The sequence below is a fragment of the Pantoea sp. Taur genome, from assembly GCF_009830025.1.
Taxonomy (GTDB): Bacteria; Pseudomonadota; Gammaproteobacteria; order Enterobacterales; family Enterobacteriaceae; genus Pantoea; species Pantoea communis.
In genome coordinates, this window is sequence record NZ_SZZZ01000001.1 from 481872 (window position 1) to 498650 (window position 16779).

A 16779-nucleotide genomic window follows, 5' to 3' on the forward strand; every position below is an offset into this window, starting at 1 on the left:
CACGCCGTTATGTCAGCCAATAATGATTGGGTCGATTTTCGTCGCGATGACGAAACCGGTATCGAAAGCGTCAACGCGCATTTTCGCGGACACGCCTACGATCCGCACGATCACGACGAATTATTGGTGGGCGTGACGCAGCAAGGCTTACAGCGTTTTAATTGTCATCGCGCATTGCACACCAGCACGCCGGGCCGCGCCATTTTGATTGAGCCGGGCGCGGTGCATGACGGCCACGCGCCTAACGAAGAGGGTTTCACCTACACCATGCTTTATCTGCCGCAGCGCTGGGTGGCAGAGATGATGCAGCGACGCGGTCTGGGCGATGTATCCAACATCGAAGGTGCGTTTCGCCACACGTTAAATGATGATGCGCTGTTGGCCAGTGCCATCCAGCAGGCGTGGTTTTCAGTGCATCACAGTGAAGGGCGACTGGCGCGCGACCAAAGCCTCGATCATCTGATGACGATGCTTTCCCGCCATCTTGAAACCAAACCCAATGCGCAATCAGGCGCAGCGATGCAGCATATGCAACTTTTACGCGACTATCTGCACGATTTTATGGCGCAGGATATAGGGCTGGATGAGCTGTCACGGCTGGCGGGCATCGATCGCTTTAAGCTGACGCGTCAGTTTAAGCAGGCGTTTGGTCAGTCACCGCATGCCTACCTGGTACGACTGAGGTTGCGCAGCGCACGTGTGCTGCTGGCGCAGGGCATTGAGCCAGTGCAGGTTGCCGCTCAGGTTGGTTTTGCCGATCAGAGCCATTTAGGGCGTTGGTTCCAACGCGCCTACCGCATGACACCGGCCTCCTATCAACGACAGTGCACAAACGTTCTATATTCCACCCCCGCGACTCTTAGATGATGCTGTTTTAGACCCCATCGGAGAGTAGTGACAGATGTTTGATACCAAAATCGCCCTGATTGTTCGTGATGATTTAGCCACCTGGCAGCGCCTGAATGTGGTGGCCTTTCTCGCCACCGGCATTGCTTCTGCCGCGCCTGACATGATGGGCGAACCATACGTGGATGCGAAGGGGCGCCAATACGGCAATATGGCAGGCCAGCCGATGCTGGTGTTTGCGGGTGATGTCACGGGATTACAACGGGCGCATCGCCAGGGTTTGGAACGGGAGTTGACGGTGATCCCGTATGTGGAAGCGATGTTCGCCACCGGACATGATGCCGCCAACCGCGAGGTATTCATGGCTGAAGATGCCGACAACCTGAACCTGGTCGGCATCGCGATTCGTGGGCCAAAGAAAGCGGTGGATAAGGCGATTAAAGGGCTGTCACTGCACGGATAAACGCGGTCGCCAACTGTGGCGACGCTTTTATTTATTTAGCGAAATGCGCAGCTCGAAAGCTTCAGCCGCGCGCAACAGCAAATCTTCCCGGCCACGCAGCGCCAGCAATTCGACGCCAATCGGCAATCCGTCTTGACTGAGGCCTGCGGGAATCGAAATGGCTGGCGCACCAGTCACCGCTGAAACCAGCGCATTGCTGCCTTCCTGCATCTCGCCGTGTTTGACTGGCGCACGGCGCACCACCGGGTAGGCCAGCAGGTTAATGTTGTGCTGGTCAAACATCGCCACCAGCTGCTGGTAAAGATCATGTTGGCGCTGCTGCACCCGTGCATAACCTTCGCTGGCTGTGCCAGGATGAACCGCGCGGGTCTTAAATACCGTTTCGAGCTGAGGATGATACAGCCCGGACGCAGCGATATCCGGCAGGGTATGGAACTGCGCCTGCGGCTTATCGGCTAAATACTCTGCCAGCGCTTCAGCAAATTCATAGCCGATAATATTCGCCTCTGCCGCCAGCGCCTCCAGTTCAGGCCAACTCAGGATGGATGGCGCGAATCCGGCCACGGCAGTCTGCACCGCCTGGTTAATCTCATCTTCATCAGCGGCAAATCCTTCCTGCCAGATGCCAACCCGTAATGCTTCTCCCGCAGTAGCAAATGTCTTGCCGGTAAGCACTTCGCTGGCGATACGCAGATCGGCCGCGCTGCGCACCAGCGGGCCGGGGATATCCTGCGTCGGCGACAGCGGCACAATGCCCGATGTGCTAAGTGCACCTCGTGTCATGCGTAAGCCGAACAGGCCATTAAACGCGGCGGGTATACGCACCGAACCTGCTGTGTCGCTGCCAATGGCGAGCGGCACATAACCGGCGGCAACGGCAACTGCAGAGCCGCTGCTCGATCCGCCCGGTGAACGTCCTTCCCGCCAGGCATTGTGGGTGAAGCCGGTCAGCGACGAGGCGCCGGTAATGCCCGCTGCCAATTCATGCATCGCGGTTTTACCGATAATAACCGCGCCCTGGTGGCGCAGTGTGGTGACCAGCGGGGCATCGGTTTGGGCGATGACGTCACGCAACATCACCGAACCCGCGCTGGTGGGCCAGCCTTGTACTTCAATATTGTCTTTAATCAGCACCGGGATGCCGTCCAGCTGACCCAACGCCTCACCGCGTTGACGGCGTGTATCACTCAGTTCTGCTGCCGCACGCGCGTCATCCGCAAACAGCCAGGTGATGGCGTTGTAGCGCGGCTGGTCTGCCTCACTTATGCGCTGCAGTGCGAAGTCGGTCAGCTGGCGCGCGGTAACATCACCGCGTTGCAGTGCCAGGGATAAGTCGCTCAGCGACGCGGTGAGATAATCAGCGTATTGCATCCGGTCAATCCTCGATTGGACTCCATTGCCCATCAGGCGTAACACGGCCCAAAGAGCTGCTGTGGAAATGGGAACTGAACCAGATTGCCTGATGTTGCTGGCACCAGTCTATAACGCGTTGACGTGAAGTCATCGCGAGCGGAAGGTCTTCACAGAACAGCGAGTTCCAGTGCGGGTGTTGAAATTGCACCGGATGGTGCATCACATCACCCGGGAAAATCGCATACTCGCCCTGGCTTTCCAGCACAATCGATGCGTGATCGATGCTGTGACCCGGCGTGGAAATATAGCGCAGCACGCCGGCGAACAGAGGAGATTCCTGCACATTGATGGTCTGCAGCTGGTCGCGTTCGATCAGCGGCAGAATACTGTCGCGATACAGTTCCTGACTGGCGGGATCGTCCTGACAGTGCTGCAATTCAATCGCCGAGCAGACATAACGCGCGTTGGGGAACAATGGCTGCCATTTACCGTCCACCCAGTGCGTATTCCAGCCAACATGATCGGTATGGATATGCGTCATCAATACCAGCGTGACTTCAGCAGGATCCACGCCCGCCCGTGCCAGATTTTCGACATAAGGCGTATTCAGCTGATGGAATAATGGTTTGTTATCCCGATTGCGCCCATTGCCGGTTGCGGTATCAATCAGAATCGTGTGATCAGCGGCACGCACCACCCAGCTGTGTATCGACACTTCAGCCGGCTGTTCGGCAAAGGCGTCACTCATCTCAGAACGATGTGCCTTAAACAACACCCCAAACGGAAAAGCGGCGCGCTGCTCAGTGATTTTTTCAACCCGGCATTCTCCTATCTGAATGTTCATGCTGTGCTCCACTTGATAGAGGACGCGTTTAACAGCGCCCGTGACAGTAAGTTGAAAGTCACTATACTGAGGCGGAAAAAATTATTTAAATCGATTAAAATCATGAACAACATCAATGAAAATGATTTCTCTCGTATCGACCTCAATCTGCTGGTGGTGTTGATGGTGATGTACGAGGTACGCAGCGTCACGCAGGCCGCCAATCGCCTTTACCTCGGCCAGCCAGCGGTGAGTGCCGCTTTGAAAAGGTTGCGTGAAATGTTCGATGATGCGCTGTTTATTCGCACGTCATACGGCATGACACCGACGCCGCGTGCCGAGCAATTAGTGCAGCAGTTCGCACCGCTGATGCAGGGGCTGCATCGGGTGATCTTCACGCCCGATGCATTTGATCCACAGCGTGATACCCGCCGTTTTCGCATCGGCATGAGCGACTGGCTGGAACAGTGGCTGATGGCTGATTTGTTATCGGAGTTGGCAAGCCACGCACCGGGTATCGATATTCATGTGGTGGCTGCCGATCCCTGGCAGGCGATTCCGTTGATGGAGCAGCAGCAGGCGGATGTGGTAATCACCGTCGGAAATGAAGCCAGTCGTGACTTAACCCGCGAAAAAGTCGGCCCGGCGGGCTTTCGCACCTTGTGGAGCCAGCAGCAAATTGCGCTGAAAACGCTAACGCTGGCGCAGTTTGTGCGTCATCAGCATGCGCTGGTTTCTTATCGCGGCGCCAGTGAAAGTGCTCTTGACCATGCTCTGCAGCGCCTGGGGAAATCCAGACGTGTACGCTATGTCACGCCGCACTTTTCCAGCTTACCGCTGCTACTCCAGCAGTTGCCGCTGTTCGCCACTGTACCGCAGGGGCTGGCTCCCGCGTGGTGCCAACGCTATGGCTTAAAAGCAGCGCCCGTGCCGGTTGAAATGCCGGATTATGAACTGTCTTTGTTGTGGCACAACGCGCAGCAAGACGATCCGGCAAACCGCTGGCTGCGCGAGACATTGCGCAGTCTGCTGCAGCGGAAGATGTAGTTTGGGCTTCAGGCTCAGGCTTCAGGCTCAGGCTCAGGCTTCAGGCTTCAGGCTTTAGCGTCCTGCTCATCCCTTTGACTTCACCAGGGCACGACGCGACCCAGATAATCGAGATAATGCAGCCCGGTGCGACCCGCATAGGCTTCCATCGTGTTGAGCAGATTCGGGATACTTTCGTCGATGGTCAGGCGAGCTTCCGGCCCGCCCATATCGGTTTGCACCCAACCCGGCGCCATTAACAGCAGTGTGCGCGCATCCTGGTGGCGTGCGGCAAAGCTGCGCATAAACATATTCAGCGCTGCTTTACTCCCGCGATACACCTCGTAATTGCCATTGGTATTGTTGGTAAGACTGCCCTGACCGGAAGACATCACAGCAATCGTGCCGTTGGGGCTGACCCGATCTTTGAATGTCTCGATCACGCGTAATGGGCTGAGCGCGTTGGTCACCATCACACGGGTGAACTCCTCGGTCGAAACGTCGGCTATCGTTTCCCGATCGTCATTTTTCACCCCGGCATTGACGAACAGCATGTCAAACTCCGTGCCCGCCAGGCGTTGATGCAGAGCGCGAACTTGCTCGGGGTCTCTAATATCCACCGTTTCCACCGTCAGCTGTTGCGGATAGCGCTCAGCCAACTGCGACAGTTTATCGGTAGAATGGGCTCGCCCCGTCGCCACAACCTGATAGCCTCGCTGTAGCATGGTTTCTGCCAGTGCGAATCCCAACCCGCGTGACGCGCCAATCAATAATGTTTTCATCCTGTGTTCCTCAGTTGAGTTCTTAAGAAAAGTCTAGCGCGGAGTGAGGGGAGGCGGAACACGCAGCCTATGCAGTGATAACCTGCATCAAACGCCTTGTTATGCCGCTCGACATCCAGCAGGATAGTGTCCATGAACACCACCGATCTGAATTTACTCACGGCACTCGACGCGCTGCTCACCACGGGCAGCGTGGTGGGCGCGGCACGCCAGTTGAACCTGAGCGAATCCGCGATGAGCCGCACGCTGGGTCGCCTGCGCAATGTCACGGGCGATGCGTTATTGGTACGGGCCGGCCGCCAGATGGTGCTGACCCCTTATGCAGAAGCGATACGGGAACGGACGCAGCGTACGTTGCGGGAAGCACATGCAGTGCTCAGCCCGGATGCTGAAACGCTGGATTTAGCACAGCTGAATCGCTGTTTTAGGCTGCGCACCAACGAAGGCTTTGTCGAAGCGTTTGGCAGTACGTTGATTGCTGCTGTGACCGCGCAGGCACCGAAGGTCGAGTTGGTCTTTGTGGCAAAGCCGGAGAAAAGTGATCGTGAATTGCGTGATGGCAGCATTGATATAGAGATTGGCGTGCTCGGCAATATGGGGCCTGAAATCCGCTTGCAGGCGCTGTTTCGCGATCGTTTTGTCGGCGTGGTGCGCGCGGACCATCCTTTGACACAGCAGATGGACATCACCCAATTGGCCCGATTTGGCCATATTGTGGCGTCTCGTCGCGCAGAACGGGGTGGACCGATCCATGACGCCATCGAGCAAGCCGGATTGCAGCGCAAGGTTGTTGCTGTTGTGCCGGCTTTCTCTGCCGCTGTGGCGCTGGTGGTCGATTCGGATTGGGTGGCGCTGGTGCCCCGTTCGCTGGTTGCACATCACCCATTGATCGCTCACAGCCAGGCGTTAGCGATGGTTGAGTTGCCCTTTGCCACGCCGGAAATGACAGTGTCACAAATGTGGCATCCTCGACTGGAGAATGATGCCGCGCATCGCTGGTTGCGCGGCGTGGTGAAACAGGTTTGCGTTATGGCGCGAAACTGATCGGCGTAATGGCGGTAGGATCACGTTGCTGACCGAATTTCGCTAACGTGGATGCCATTGGACAAAGCGTACCCACCTCGGTGACCCGACAGTCAGGCGTTCGCCACTCTTCCCGCAACAGCGGATGCGCTTGATCGACAGACTGCAGATGACGAAGGTCATCGAGGCTTTGTGCCTGGAAGTAAACATGCAGCCATCGCTCGCCACTCTGCTTATCGCGCCAGCGTTCAAACACCAGGCTACTGCCGGGCGGAATATTCCCGCGCGTGTAACCCGGCAAAGTCCAGGTGAAGCCCATCAACGTGCGCACCATCGCGATGTTAGTGTCATGTGCGACAAACAGCAGCCAGCGTGCATCCGGCACGGCATCTGAAACGGGGCTGACACCCTGTTCAACACCCTGAATCATTTCATTCAGCAGAATGGAGCCACGCTTTTTCGCCGTATACAGCACGTCGTTACTGAGGTCGTAATTAGCGGTTAACAGCGGTAATACAGCGGTTATCTGTGTAGAGTGGGTGATATTGCCCCAGGCCAGTTGATCTGCCGGCAGGTTCTCACTCCAGCCCAGACGCAACGTCTCCACCATGCTGGCAAGAACACTCAATCCCTGCACATAGGTCTTGCCGCTCTTGCTCTGGTTGATCTGCCACGGTTTGCCAAAGACCGAGCAATCGCTGCCTGGCTGACAGACAGCACTTTTTAATGCCAGAACGGCAGGTTGTAGCGCCTGCTGACGTGCGACCAGATTCCCCGTCGTAGCGGTCACGGCGGCAAGTTGTTGTGCGGGATCGGTATCGGTAGCCGGAAACGCTTCGGTCTGAAACAGGGGATCATCCTCACCCGCCACGTGATGCACCGTAACGCCACAGCCTGGAAATGCACCATCCACCAGCGCCTGGGCAGTGGCGCGGGTGCGTTGCAACGGGCTGGCGCGAACATACACCTCTTGTGCCTGTGGGCAGCCTGACGTCAATAAACCCAACTGACGATAATGATCGCCTTCCCAGCGCCCCTTGTTCACCACGGCAGCGTAGCCATGCCCGGTCAACTCGCCATCGTGTGTGGTCCAGATGGTCCACGGGCGCTGAGTCGCCGCTTCAATCTCTTTACGGTTGCCAGACGTGGGTGGGCGAATACCATGTCGGCTTAGTTCCACGACCTTTTCCAGCTGATACTGCGCTTCAGCGTGTGCCGGTAGGGCGCTAAACCAGGACGCACCGGCAATCAACAGGCTGGCGGCAAAGTGATTTCTACGAAGGTTCATCGTGATCCTTATACGAAATAGGGCGTTTATGCAGAACCGGGTGGGATAACACGCTGTGTTTAGGCACCGCGCACGGACCCGCGCCACACCACATCGGCCTGGTACAGCAAGCTGTCATGCTGTTGTTCGGTTTGCGGAGTAAAGCCGGTCTCATCGGCCTCGGTTTGCATCAGCCAGTTCACGGCATCGCGCGCAAACAGCTCAACCGGTTGGGCAAAGGTGGTGAGATGGTAAGAAGACCAACCCGCTTGCGCGATATTGTCATAGCCGATCAGACACAAGTCCTCGGGTACGCGCAGGGCAAAGCGGTGGCGCACTTCATCCATAAATCCGCAAGCAACCAGGTCGGTCACGCAAAACACGGCGTCGGGTCGTTGATGCTGAGTCAGCAATCGGTGGGCCAGAATCTGCCCGCTTTCATAAGAGGTGGAGCCAAAGCGCTCAACGGTAACCGTCATCCCAACGCGCTGCGCTTCGGCAACGAATGCCGCTTCCCGTTTCATCAGACTGGGTGTGCCCGCCAGGGAGTTAGCAAAGGCGAGGTGGCGACAGCCAGCACGCTGAAACGCCATCACCGCTGTGGCAGCGGCTCGCTGTGCATCCAGATTGATGCTGAGTGAACCGGGTAGTGCTTCATCGCGGTTAATCAAAATGATGCGCTGACCATGCTGATAACACTGACGCGTGATGGTGCGATCCGGCATACCGGAAAGGATGATCGAGGCGTCCGCACGGAAGTTAATCGCCTGCTGTAACGCGGCTGACACGCTGTTGTCGGAACGATCCGTATTGATCAGCATGGCAATTTTTCCCGCTTCCTGCAGAAACTGGGTCAGCCAGCGCACCAGGCTGGCGCGATAGGGTGTGGCGATCTCCGAGACTATTAAGCACACAATCCCACTGCGATTACGCACCAGGCCGCGCGCCAGATGATTGACGTGATAACCCAATTCCTGTGCGGCTTTCATCACGCGGGCTCGCATGGCAGAGGACACGCTGGCACCCGGTGTAAACACGCGCGATACCGCAGAGCGCGATACACCAGCACGCTCTGCCACATCCTGGGCACTGACCACGGTTTTCTCACTCTGCATGCTCAACTCCTGGGCAAACATCGGTTGAAAAAGAGTCTGCCTCAAATTGCAAAGGTGTGCAAACCGTTCAGGATCTAATTTGTTGCATTTTTGTGACATAGGCTATCAATTGCGCAGCAAGCAAATTGACAGCTGTTTTTTTGTTCATTACTACTTTGCACAGATGTGCAAAAGGTGCCAGTGAAGCACCACCCTACAATCCAAGGAGAACACCATGCGAGCCACCTCAATCGCCGTCGCACTATCCCTCTCTTGTACTGCACTGCCTTTCGCTGCCTCTGCGGCGAGCAACCTCAACATGGTTTGTTCCGCTGACGTGGTGGTGTGTGAACACATGACACGTATCTTCAGCCAGAGCCATCCAGATATCAAAGTCAGTATGGTGCGTTTGTCGGCGGGGGAAGCGTATGCGCGTTTACGCAGTGAAGCGCGTAATCCGCGTACCGATATCTGGTGGGCCGGTACCGGCGATCCGCATATGCAGGCGGCCGATGAGGGGTTAACGCAAGTGTACAAATCTCCACTGCTTGACCAGCAGCAGGATTGGGCACAAAAACAGGCTGAAAACTCGGGCTATCGCACGGTGGGAATTTACGCGGGTGCACTGGGTTGGGGCTATAACACCAAACTGTTAGCCGATAAAAAACTGAAAGAACCCACTTGCTGGAAAGATCTGCTGGATCCCGGCTTTAAGGGGGAAATTCAAATCGCTAACCCTAACTCCTCCGGTACCGCCTACAACACACTGGCCACCCTGGTGCAAATCATGGGGGAAGATCAGGCCTTCGACTACCTGAAAAAACTTAATGCCAACATTTCGCAATACACCAAGTCTGGCTCTGCACCGGTGAAAGCCGCGGCGCGAGGTGAAACCACGGTCGGTATCGTGTTCATGCATGATGCCGTTGCAATGCAAGTGGATGGCTTCCCGATCAAAACCGTGGCGCCCTGTGAAGGCACAGGCTATGAAATCGGCTCAATGTCGATTGTGAAAGGGGCGCGCAACCTGGCGAATGCCAAAGTCTGGTACGACTGGGCGCTTAGCGCAGAGGCGCAGTCGCATATGAAGGAAGCGAAATCCTTCCAGCTGCCGTCAAATCGTAACGCAGAAATCTCGGAATACGCCCCACGCTTCGAAAACATCAAGCTGATTGATTACGACTTCAAAACTTATGGCGACTCCGCTAAACGCAAAGCGCTGCTCAGCCGCTGGGATAAAGAGATTGGTGCCAGCGCACAGTGATGGCCTGACTGCGTGAACCCGCGCCACATCCTGCGAGATCCTATCCTTGCCGTGGCGCCTTTCAACACATCATTCCACTGCGAGCCGGAGAGTGCGTCTCTCCCTCTTGAGGTGTTTCATGAATGCAAATAATCGTCGGCTCACCGGCGCACTGTTGATCGGCCTGTCATCTCTACTCGTACTGCCGTGGTACAGCCTGGAAGCCGGCTTTTTCGATGGCAGTTGGCTGCTCAATCTGTGGGGCGATCCTGCTAATGCGCCCGCCTTGTGGCAGGTCAGTACACATCCGTGGCTGGCCATTGCGTTAACCTTGTTCGCGCTCTGTGCCGCGTGCGGATTACTTCCACCTGGCGCGCGCAGCCGGCTGATGCTGTTATTTAGCGCGCTGGGCGTCATTTTTCTGGTGATTGAAGGGCATGCCATCGGCTACAGCGGCTGGAGCTGGTTATGGCTGGAAAATCGCTTCGGGGCACTGGAGCAGGGCCAACCGGCGATGGGCGCGGGTGCACTGCTGTTGATGACCACCTTTTTGCTGCTGTTTTCGTTTGCGCTGGCCGAGCGAGGCGTGTTGAAAGGCGATGCCTTTGTGGTGGCGTCCCTGGTATTACTGACCGCGCTGGTCAGTATTTTTGTGCTTTATCCGGTGCTGAGCATGTTTGTGGTCTCGGTGCAGGACGTTGATGGCAGTTTTAAACCCGACGGACTGATCAGCAATATTCAGGATCCTTCAATCTGGAGTCTGGCCTGTTTGCAAGGAGGCACCTGCGGTACGGCCTGGCGCACGCTGTGGCTGGCGCTGATGACGGCTTCTGGTTCTACGTTATTGGGGCTGGCCTTTGCGCTGGCCGCCACGCGCACGCCGCTGCCCTGTAAAAAAGCGCTGCGTATGCTGACCATTTTGCCGATTATCACGCCGCCGTTTGTGATTGGTCTGGCGCTGATTCTGCTGTTTGGCCGTTCAGGCGTGGTCACGGAATATCTGGCGGCGCTGTTTGGCATCGAACCTGGACGATGGCTGTATGGTTTAACCGGCATCTGGATTGCGCAGGTGCTGTCATTCACGCCTATCGCGTTTCTGGTGCTGATTGGTGTGGTCGAGGGGGTAAGCCCTTCACTGGAAGAAGCCTCACAAACGCTGCGCGCCAACCGCTGGCGCACCTTCAGCCGCATTTCCCTTCCTTTAATGGCGCCCGGTCTGGCCAACGCTTTCCTGATCAGCTTTATCGAAAGCATGGCTGATTTTGGTAACCCGATGGTGCTGGGCGGCAGTCACGGTGTGCTCTCCACCGAAATCTTCTTCTCGGTAGTCGGCGCGCAGAATGATCCCAGTCGGGCAGCGGTGTTGGCGATGATTTTACTCAGCTTCACCCTGGCGGCGTTCGTACTGCAGCGTTGGTGGTTGGGCGGCAAAAATTTCGCCACCGTCACCGGTAAGGGCGACGGCGGCAAACATGGTCAACTGCCCAGACTATTACGCTATGGCGTGTATGGCATGGTGATCCCGTGGGGGCTCTTCACGTTGGTGATTTACGGCATGATCGTCGTCGGTGGGTTTGTGCAGTCATGGGGGCTAAATGACGCCCTCACTGTCGAGCATTAGGTGCGAGCTTTCCGTGTTAGCAGCAGTGACGGGCATTTGCTTTGGACCGGCGTGGCGTGGAACTCGTTCTGGACCACGCTGGAGATAGCGCTGATTGCCGCGCCGCTCACCGCGATTGTCGGCTTGCTCACCGCCTGGCTGATTGTGCGACAGAAGTTTGCCGGCCGTCAGACGTTTGAATTCTTGTTGATGCTGAGTTTCGCTATTCCGGGCACGGTGATTGGTGTGAGTTATGTGATGGCGTACAACTTGCCGCCGCTGGAGATCACCGGTACGGCTCTCATCCTGATTGCCTGCTTTGTGTTTCGTAATATGCCGGTGGGGGTGCGCGGGGGCATTGCGGCGATGAGCCAACTGGATAAAAGCCTTGATGAAGCCTCATTGACGCTGGGTGCCAACAGTTTCCGCACGCTGCGCAAAGTGGTGCTGCCGTTGCTCAAACCGGCGATCAGCGCCGCGTTAGTGTATGCCTTCGTTCGCGCTATTACTTCCATTAGCGCCGTGATCTTCCTTGTCAGTGCGCAGTACAACATGGCGACCTCCTACATTGTCGGGCTGGTGGAAAACGGTGAGTACGGTGTGGCGATTGCTTACTCCACCGTATTGATTGTGGTGATGTTACTGATCATTGGCGTGTTTCAGTGGCTGGTGGGTGAGCGAAAATTGCGTCGTGTTGCCCGCCCCGCGGATATCGCTGTGCCGTCGACATCAACTTCGTTAACTCAGGAGAGAACCGTATGACCAGTATCAATGCGGGTTCCGTGGTATTTGAGCATGTCACTAAACGTTTTGCGGGCTTCAACGCCTTACCGGATCTGTCACTGACGGTGGAACCTGGCACGCTGGTTACGCTGCTGGGCCCCTCTGGTTGCGGCAAGACCACCACGCTGCGCTTGCTGGCGGGGCTGGAACATCCCACCTCCGGGCGCATTCTGATTGGCGGCAAAGACGTAACACATTTGCCTGCCAACGAGCGCGATGTGGCAATGGTGTTCCAATCTTACGCGCTGTTTCCCCATATGAGCGCGCTCGACAACATCATGTATGGGCTTCAGTCCTCGGGAATGAACAAGCGGGAAGCGCAAGACCGGGCGCGCGAAGGATTGAAACTGGTGGGACTGGAAAACCAGGGCCAGCGATTGCCGTCTGAGCTTTCGGGCGGTCAGCAACAGCGTATTGCAGTGGCGCGTGCGCTGGTGCTGGAACCGCAGGTGCTGCTGCTGGATGAACCCTTATCCAATCTTGATGAACGTCTGCGTCGCCGCGTGCGCACCGATATTCGCGAACTACAACAAAGACTTGGCTTTACCGCAGTCTATGTCACCCACGATCAGGAAGAAGCGCTGGCGGTATCTGATAAAATTATTGTCATGAAAGAGGGTGATATTGCCCAGCAGGGCGCACCTGAAAGCCTGTACCACTCCCCGAATTCGGTGTTCATCGCTGATTTTATGGGGGAAGCCAACATTCTGCCGTGCGAAGTCGAGCAAGTGGAGGGCAACGATGCGCTGGTGCGGCTGGGAAATCTGCGTTATCGCGTGCGCGGTAACGGCGTGCCAACCGGCTCGGCCCAATTGTCGGTGCGTCCGCAGTTTATTACGTTGCACAGCGATGGGCAGGGAGCCTTGCAAGGCGAAGTGACCCACAGCACATGGCTGGGTGATCACATCGAATATGAAGTGGCCACGCCGCTCGGTTCCTTGTTTATCGTTGATGCGCAGATGGAGCAGCGTCTGCCGCTGGCTTCTGCCGTGGCGATTGATTTTAAACCTCAGGGATTAGCCCTGATTGCCGGATAATTTAAGGACAGATAATGAGTGACACCGTGAATGACGCGCTGCTGGCACGTTTGATTTTGGCAGAGAAAGTGGCACGCGCAGGGGGCGAGAAGGCGCTGGAGTATTTCCATCATCGCGACACGCTGGTGGTCGAGACCAAGTATGATCTGCAGGATGTGGTGTCTCGTGCTGACCGCGAAGTCGAGCAGATGATCGACCAGCAGATTCGCGCTCAGTTTGCCGACGACGGTTTCCTGGGGGAAGAGTACGGATTGCAGGAAGGCACATCGGGATACACCTGGGTAGTCGATCCGATTGATGGCACCAGCCCGTTTTTGAACGGCATGCCTAACTGGTGCGTTTCCGTCGCGGTACTGCATGACGGCGTGCCGGTGATCGGGGTGATCTATGCGCCCACCTATCAGGAGTGCTATGTAGCGGCGCTGGGGCAAGGCGCGACTTTGAATGGTCGTCGCTTGCAGGTCGATCCAAACCGCACGCTGCAAAACCATGTCACTGGCTTTGGCGCTAACAGCCACGTTAGCCCCGCTGAAGTGGGTAAAATCCTGGCCTCATTGCTGGAAGCCGGGGGCAACTTCATCCGTATCGGCTCTGGTGCCTTGATGCTGGCATGGGTAGCCGCTGGCCGCGTGGTGGGCTATTACGAACCTTATATGCACGCATGGGATTGTCTGGCGGGCTACTGCCTGGTGAAAGAGGCGGGCGGCTGGTATCACCCGTTCAATACCGAAGGCGAACGTTTGCTGAAAGGCGCTCAGGTGCTGGCGGTGGCGCCTGGCGCAGAAGCTGATTTAAAACGGATTGCGGGAATTTAAGCCTTATCCTCGCTGCCGGAAGCCGTTGCAGCAGCGACTTCCGGCAATCGTTTTTTTCAAAATCGGCAAGGATGCGAATCAGCCTTCACACCCCAACAGCATTGCAATTCGACCCTGGCGATGCTGTTATAACCCATCACCATATTTACCGGGTAATCGCGTGTCGCTCTCCTCATCAGAATGGTTTAGCCGCAATGGCATTGAATGTTCGCGCGTGAACGCCACTGGCAGCCGCTTTCCACGTCATCTGCATGATGAATATGTAATTTGCGCTAACCTCAGCGGGCGCGAAGAGATTTGGCTCGATGGCAAAGTCTCTGACGTGTTTGCCGGGCAGGTGACGATTTATAATCCCTGCGCGATTCAGTCCTCCTTATTCAGCAATGATCCGGTGAGTTTTATCAGCATTCACTTGCCGCAGGTGATCTTATCCGAAATGTTTGGCACCACCGCTGCGCCCGCTTTGCGCGAAGGGGTGTTCCATGACGCGCGGTTGTTTCAGGCGATCACTGAATTCGACCAGGCCGCACGCGCAGGAGATGAGTTACTGCTGGAACAACAGTTGCTGTGGCTGTGTGGTGAACTGCTCGACGATAAAGAGTGTGCCGAGCAGGGGGAAGTGCAGATTATCGAACAGGTAAAGCAGTTTCTTGGTGAACACTTGCACGAGAAGCCGCAACTGGATGCGCTGGCGCAACGGGCCGGGCTGAGTAAATATCATCTGGTGCGTCGTTTCACCCAGCTCACCGGATTGCCACCGTTGCAATATCACATGCAATTGCGGCTACAGCAGGCGCGGGAACTGTTGCGCCGCCGGGTACATCCGCAGGAGGCCGCGCTGCAACTGGGTTTTTACGATCAGAGCCACTTCATTAACGCCTTTCGCAAAGTGATGGGCACCACGCCACACCATTACGCGCAGCAGATTGCCTCAGCCCAGTACAAACTCCCGATAGCCTGACACCATCACATAGGCGGCGAAATAGCAGAAGATCAGTGCGGAGGCGAGATAGGAGTATTTTAACAGGCGCTGCCCCAACAGCTTACCGCCCATGCTGCCCACCAGGCACAACACACAGGTCCAGACCACTCCCGCGATAAAGAACCCACCGAGGAAAGAAGAGGTGGCATTGACGCTGCCGTGCCCCATGCGAGCAATCAGTGCACCGCCCACGCTGGCAAACCACAAAATCGCCGTGGGAGATGACATCGCCAGCACCACGCCACGGCTGAACTCGCGCAGTAACGAACGATAAGGCTGTTGCTCCGTTGGGGGTAACGCCGCGTCTTTACGCAGTGCAGCGATCAACATTTTACCTGCGAACCACAGTAGTAATAATCCACCGCCAATCCACAACACCCAGCGTACCGCAGTAAACTGCAATACCACCGCCATGCCTGCCAGCGCCAGCAGCGCATAAATCAGGTCGCCAATGCAGGTGCCAATCCCTAACCAAAAGCCATGAAAATAGCCGCGCTGCATCGCGAGGGTAATCATGGCGATATTGGCAAGCCCAATATCAAGGCACAGCGATAAACTCAGCAGAAAACCATTTGAAAACTGCAGCATAACAACGAGCCTGTCCTTATTATTTTCCGTGGGCGTGATTAAACCACGGCACGGATCAAACTGTATTGGAAAGAATTGCGCCTCAGCGCCCGGAGCACCACGGCATTCGCTCCAGGATGAATCGTCTCTGCGTCTGGTTTTCTCGCCGTCGCAATTATGTTTATATGCATCCATCTGCCATCAACGACCAAACGCCATGAATCTTCGGGAAAAAATTGTCGGCCAGTTCAGTGAGCTGTCACCAGAACTGCAGCGCGCGGCTGAGTTCTCTCTGCAAAATGCCAATCAGCTGGTGGTGCAATCGATGCGCGCGTTTGCCGTTGAAGCCGGGGTGAAACCTGCCACGCTGCTGCGCCTGGCGCAGCGTTTGGGCTACAACGGCTGGGGCGAACTGAAAGATGCCTTCATTGATGACATTGGCCTGCGCAATGATACATACGTATCCAAGGCCGAAAAACTGATCGCCAAAGGAACACAGCCGCAGCTGTATGATGAGGTGTTTAGCGCGCATCAGGCCAATCTGGCCTTTACGCAAAACGAAAATCAGGCGGAAATGGAACAAGCTGTGACCCTGCTCGATGCGGCTGATAACGTCTATATCTGCGGCTTTCGCGCCAGTTTTCCCATCGCCTGGTCACTGTTTTATGTTTACCGACTCTTCAATCGTCAGGTCTCGTTGATTGATGGCCTCGCCAGTAATATCGAGGTGTTTACTCGTGAACTCACCGCCCAGGATTGTGTACTGCTGACCAGCTTTGCGCCTTATTCTCGCGAGTCACTGGATGTGCTGCACGCCGCGCAGCAGTCAGGCGCAAAGATCATCGCGATTACCGATTCACCGGTTTCCCCGCTGGCGCAGGCCGCCGACTGCACCCTGTTATTCTCTATCGACAGTCCGTCGTTCTTCCCCTCAGTGGTCTCTGGCATGGGGCTGGCAGAGTGCTTACTGGCAATGCTGGTGGCGCGCCATGGCCGTGATGCTGTGCATAAAATCGAAAATGCCGAACGCTATCTGATTGAATCTGGAGCATATGTGGTGCCTGGCAAATCCTGA

The 16779-nt window shown here is 56.3% G+C and carries 15 protein-coding genes and 1 pseudogene; 10 read left to right on the plus strand and 6 right to left on the minus strand.

Annotation, left to right across the window (positions count from 1 at the left end; all coding sequences use genetic code 11):
• Positions 1–9 precede the first annotated feature (9 nt).
• Entirely contained in the window at positions 10–867 is an 858-nt protein-coding gene (locus FD744_RS02215; RefSeq protein ID WP_160867131.1) for an AraC family transcriptional regulator, read from the plus strand.
• 34 nt (positions 868–901) lie between these two features.
• Positions 902–1309: a DUF2000 family protein gene (locus FD744_RS02220; RefSeq protein WP_045833270.1), complete on the plus strand. Its 408-nt coding sequence runs from the start codon at positions 902–904 to the stop codon at positions 1307–1309.
• Positions 1310–1336: 27 nt separating this feature from the next.
• Here FD744_RS02220 and FD744_RS02225 read toward each other — a convergent pair whose 3' ends face one another.
• Complete coding sequence (locus FD744_RS02225) at positions 1337–2680, minus strand: amidase (RefSeq protein WP_160867132.1); 1344 nt, start codon at positions 2678–2680, stop codon at positions 1337–1339.
• 4 nt (positions 2681–2684) lie between these two features.
• Entirely contained in the window at positions 2685–3506 is an 822-nt protein-coding gene (locus FD744_RS02230; RefSeq protein WP_160867133.1) for an MBL fold metallo-hydrolase, read from the minus strand.
• A gap of 102 nt (positions 3507–3608) precedes the next feature.
• Between FD744_RS02230 and FD744_RS02235 the strand changes: the two genes are divergently transcribed.
• A complete protein-coding gene (locus tag FD744_RS02235) occupies positions 3609–4532 on the plus strand; it encodes a LysR family transcriptional regulator (protein ID WP_160867134.1) in 924 nt (307 codons plus the stop codon).
• A gap of 80 nt (positions 4533–4612) precedes the next feature.
• Here the strand turns inward: FD744_RS02235 and FD744_RS02240 are convergent, their stop codons facing one another.
• Positions 4613–5293, minus strand: a complete 681-nt coding sequence (locus FD744_RS02240; RefSeq protein ID WP_160867135.1) for an SDR family NAD(P)-dependent oxidoreductase — start codon at positions 5291–5293, stop codon at positions 4613–4615.
• Positions 5294–5425: 132 nt separating this feature from the next.
• On the opposite strand from FD744_RS02240, the gene FD744_RS02245 reads away from it, so the two are divergent.
• Positions 5426–6337: a LysR family transcriptional regulator gene (locus FD744_RS02245; RefSeq protein WP_160867136.1), complete on the plus strand. Its 912-nt coding sequence runs from the start codon at positions 5426–5428 to the stop codon at positions 6335–6337.
• Here FD744_RS02245 and FD744_RS02250 read toward each other — a convergent pair.
• Positions 6321–7604, minus strand: coding sequence for a histidine-type phosphatase (locus FD744_RS02250; protein WP_160867137.1), 1284 nt, complete (start codon positions 7602–7604; stop codon positions 6321–6323). The two genes, FD744_RS02245 and FD744_RS02250, sit on opposite strands and share 17 nt — an antisense overlap.
• 59 nt (positions 7605–7663) lie before the next feature.
• Entirely contained in the window at positions 7664–8698 is a 1035-nt protein-coding gene (locus FD744_RS02255) for a LacI family DNA-binding transcriptional regulator (protein WP_160867138.1), read from the minus strand.
• A gap of 214 nt (positions 8699–8912) precedes the next feature.
• Here FD744_RS02255 and FD744_RS02260 point away from each other — a divergent pair, with 214 nt between their 5' ends.
• The 5 genes and pseudogenes from FD744_RS02260 to FD744_RS02280 all read left to right on the plus strand — a co-directional run bounded on the left by FD744_RS02260 (position 8913) and on the right by FD744_RS02280 (position 15116).
• Positions 8913–9941 (plus strand): ABC transporter substrate-binding protein, encoded by a 1029-nt coding sequence (locus tag FD744_RS02260; RefSeq protein ID WP_160867139.1) that lies wholly within the window; start codon positions 8913–8915, stop codon positions 9939–9941.
• A 118-nt stretch (positions 9942–10059) separates the two neighbouring features.
• Positions 10060–12282: pseudogene (locus FD744_RS02265) on the plus strand (ABC transporter permease).
• The gene (locus FD744_RS02270; protein ID WP_097118858.1) at positions 12279–13340 is read left to right on the plus strand and encodes an ABC transporter ATP-binding protein; all 1062 of its coding nucleotides are present in this window, start codon (positions 12279–12281) and stop codon (positions 13338–13340) included. The pseudogene FD744_RS02265 and the gene FD744_RS02270 overlap by 4 nt, the downstream one beginning before the upstream one ends.
• Positions 13341–13354: 14 nt before the next feature.
• Positions 13355–14155 (plus strand): inositol monophosphatase family protein, encoded by an 801-nt coding sequence (locus tag FD744_RS02275; protein ID WP_160867140.1) that lies wholly within the window; start codon positions 13355–13357, stop codon positions 14153–14155.
• A gap of 160 nt (positions 14156–14315) precedes the next feature.
• The gene (locus FD744_RS02280) at positions 14316–15116 is read left to right on the plus strand and encodes an AraC family transcriptional regulator (protein WP_160867141.1); all 801 of its coding nucleotides are present in this window, start codon (positions 14316–14318) and stop codon (positions 15114–15116) included.
• On the opposite strand, the gene FD744_RS02285 is transcribed toward FD744_RS02280, so the two are convergent.
• Positions 15087–15725: a LysE family translocator gene (locus FD744_RS02285; protein WP_160867142.1), complete on the minus strand. Its 639-nt coding sequence runs from the start codon at positions 15723–15725 to the stop codon at positions 15087–15089. The two genes, FD744_RS02280 and FD744_RS02285, sit on opposite strands and share 30 nt — an antisense overlap.
• Positions 15726–15921: 196 nt before the next feature.
• Between FD744_RS02285 and FD744_RS02290 the strand changes: the two genes are divergently transcribed.
• Positions 15922–16779, plus strand: a complete 858-nt coding sequence (locus FD744_RS02290) for a MurR/RpiR family transcriptional regulator (protein WP_160867143.1) — start codon at positions 15922–15924, stop codon at positions 16777–16779.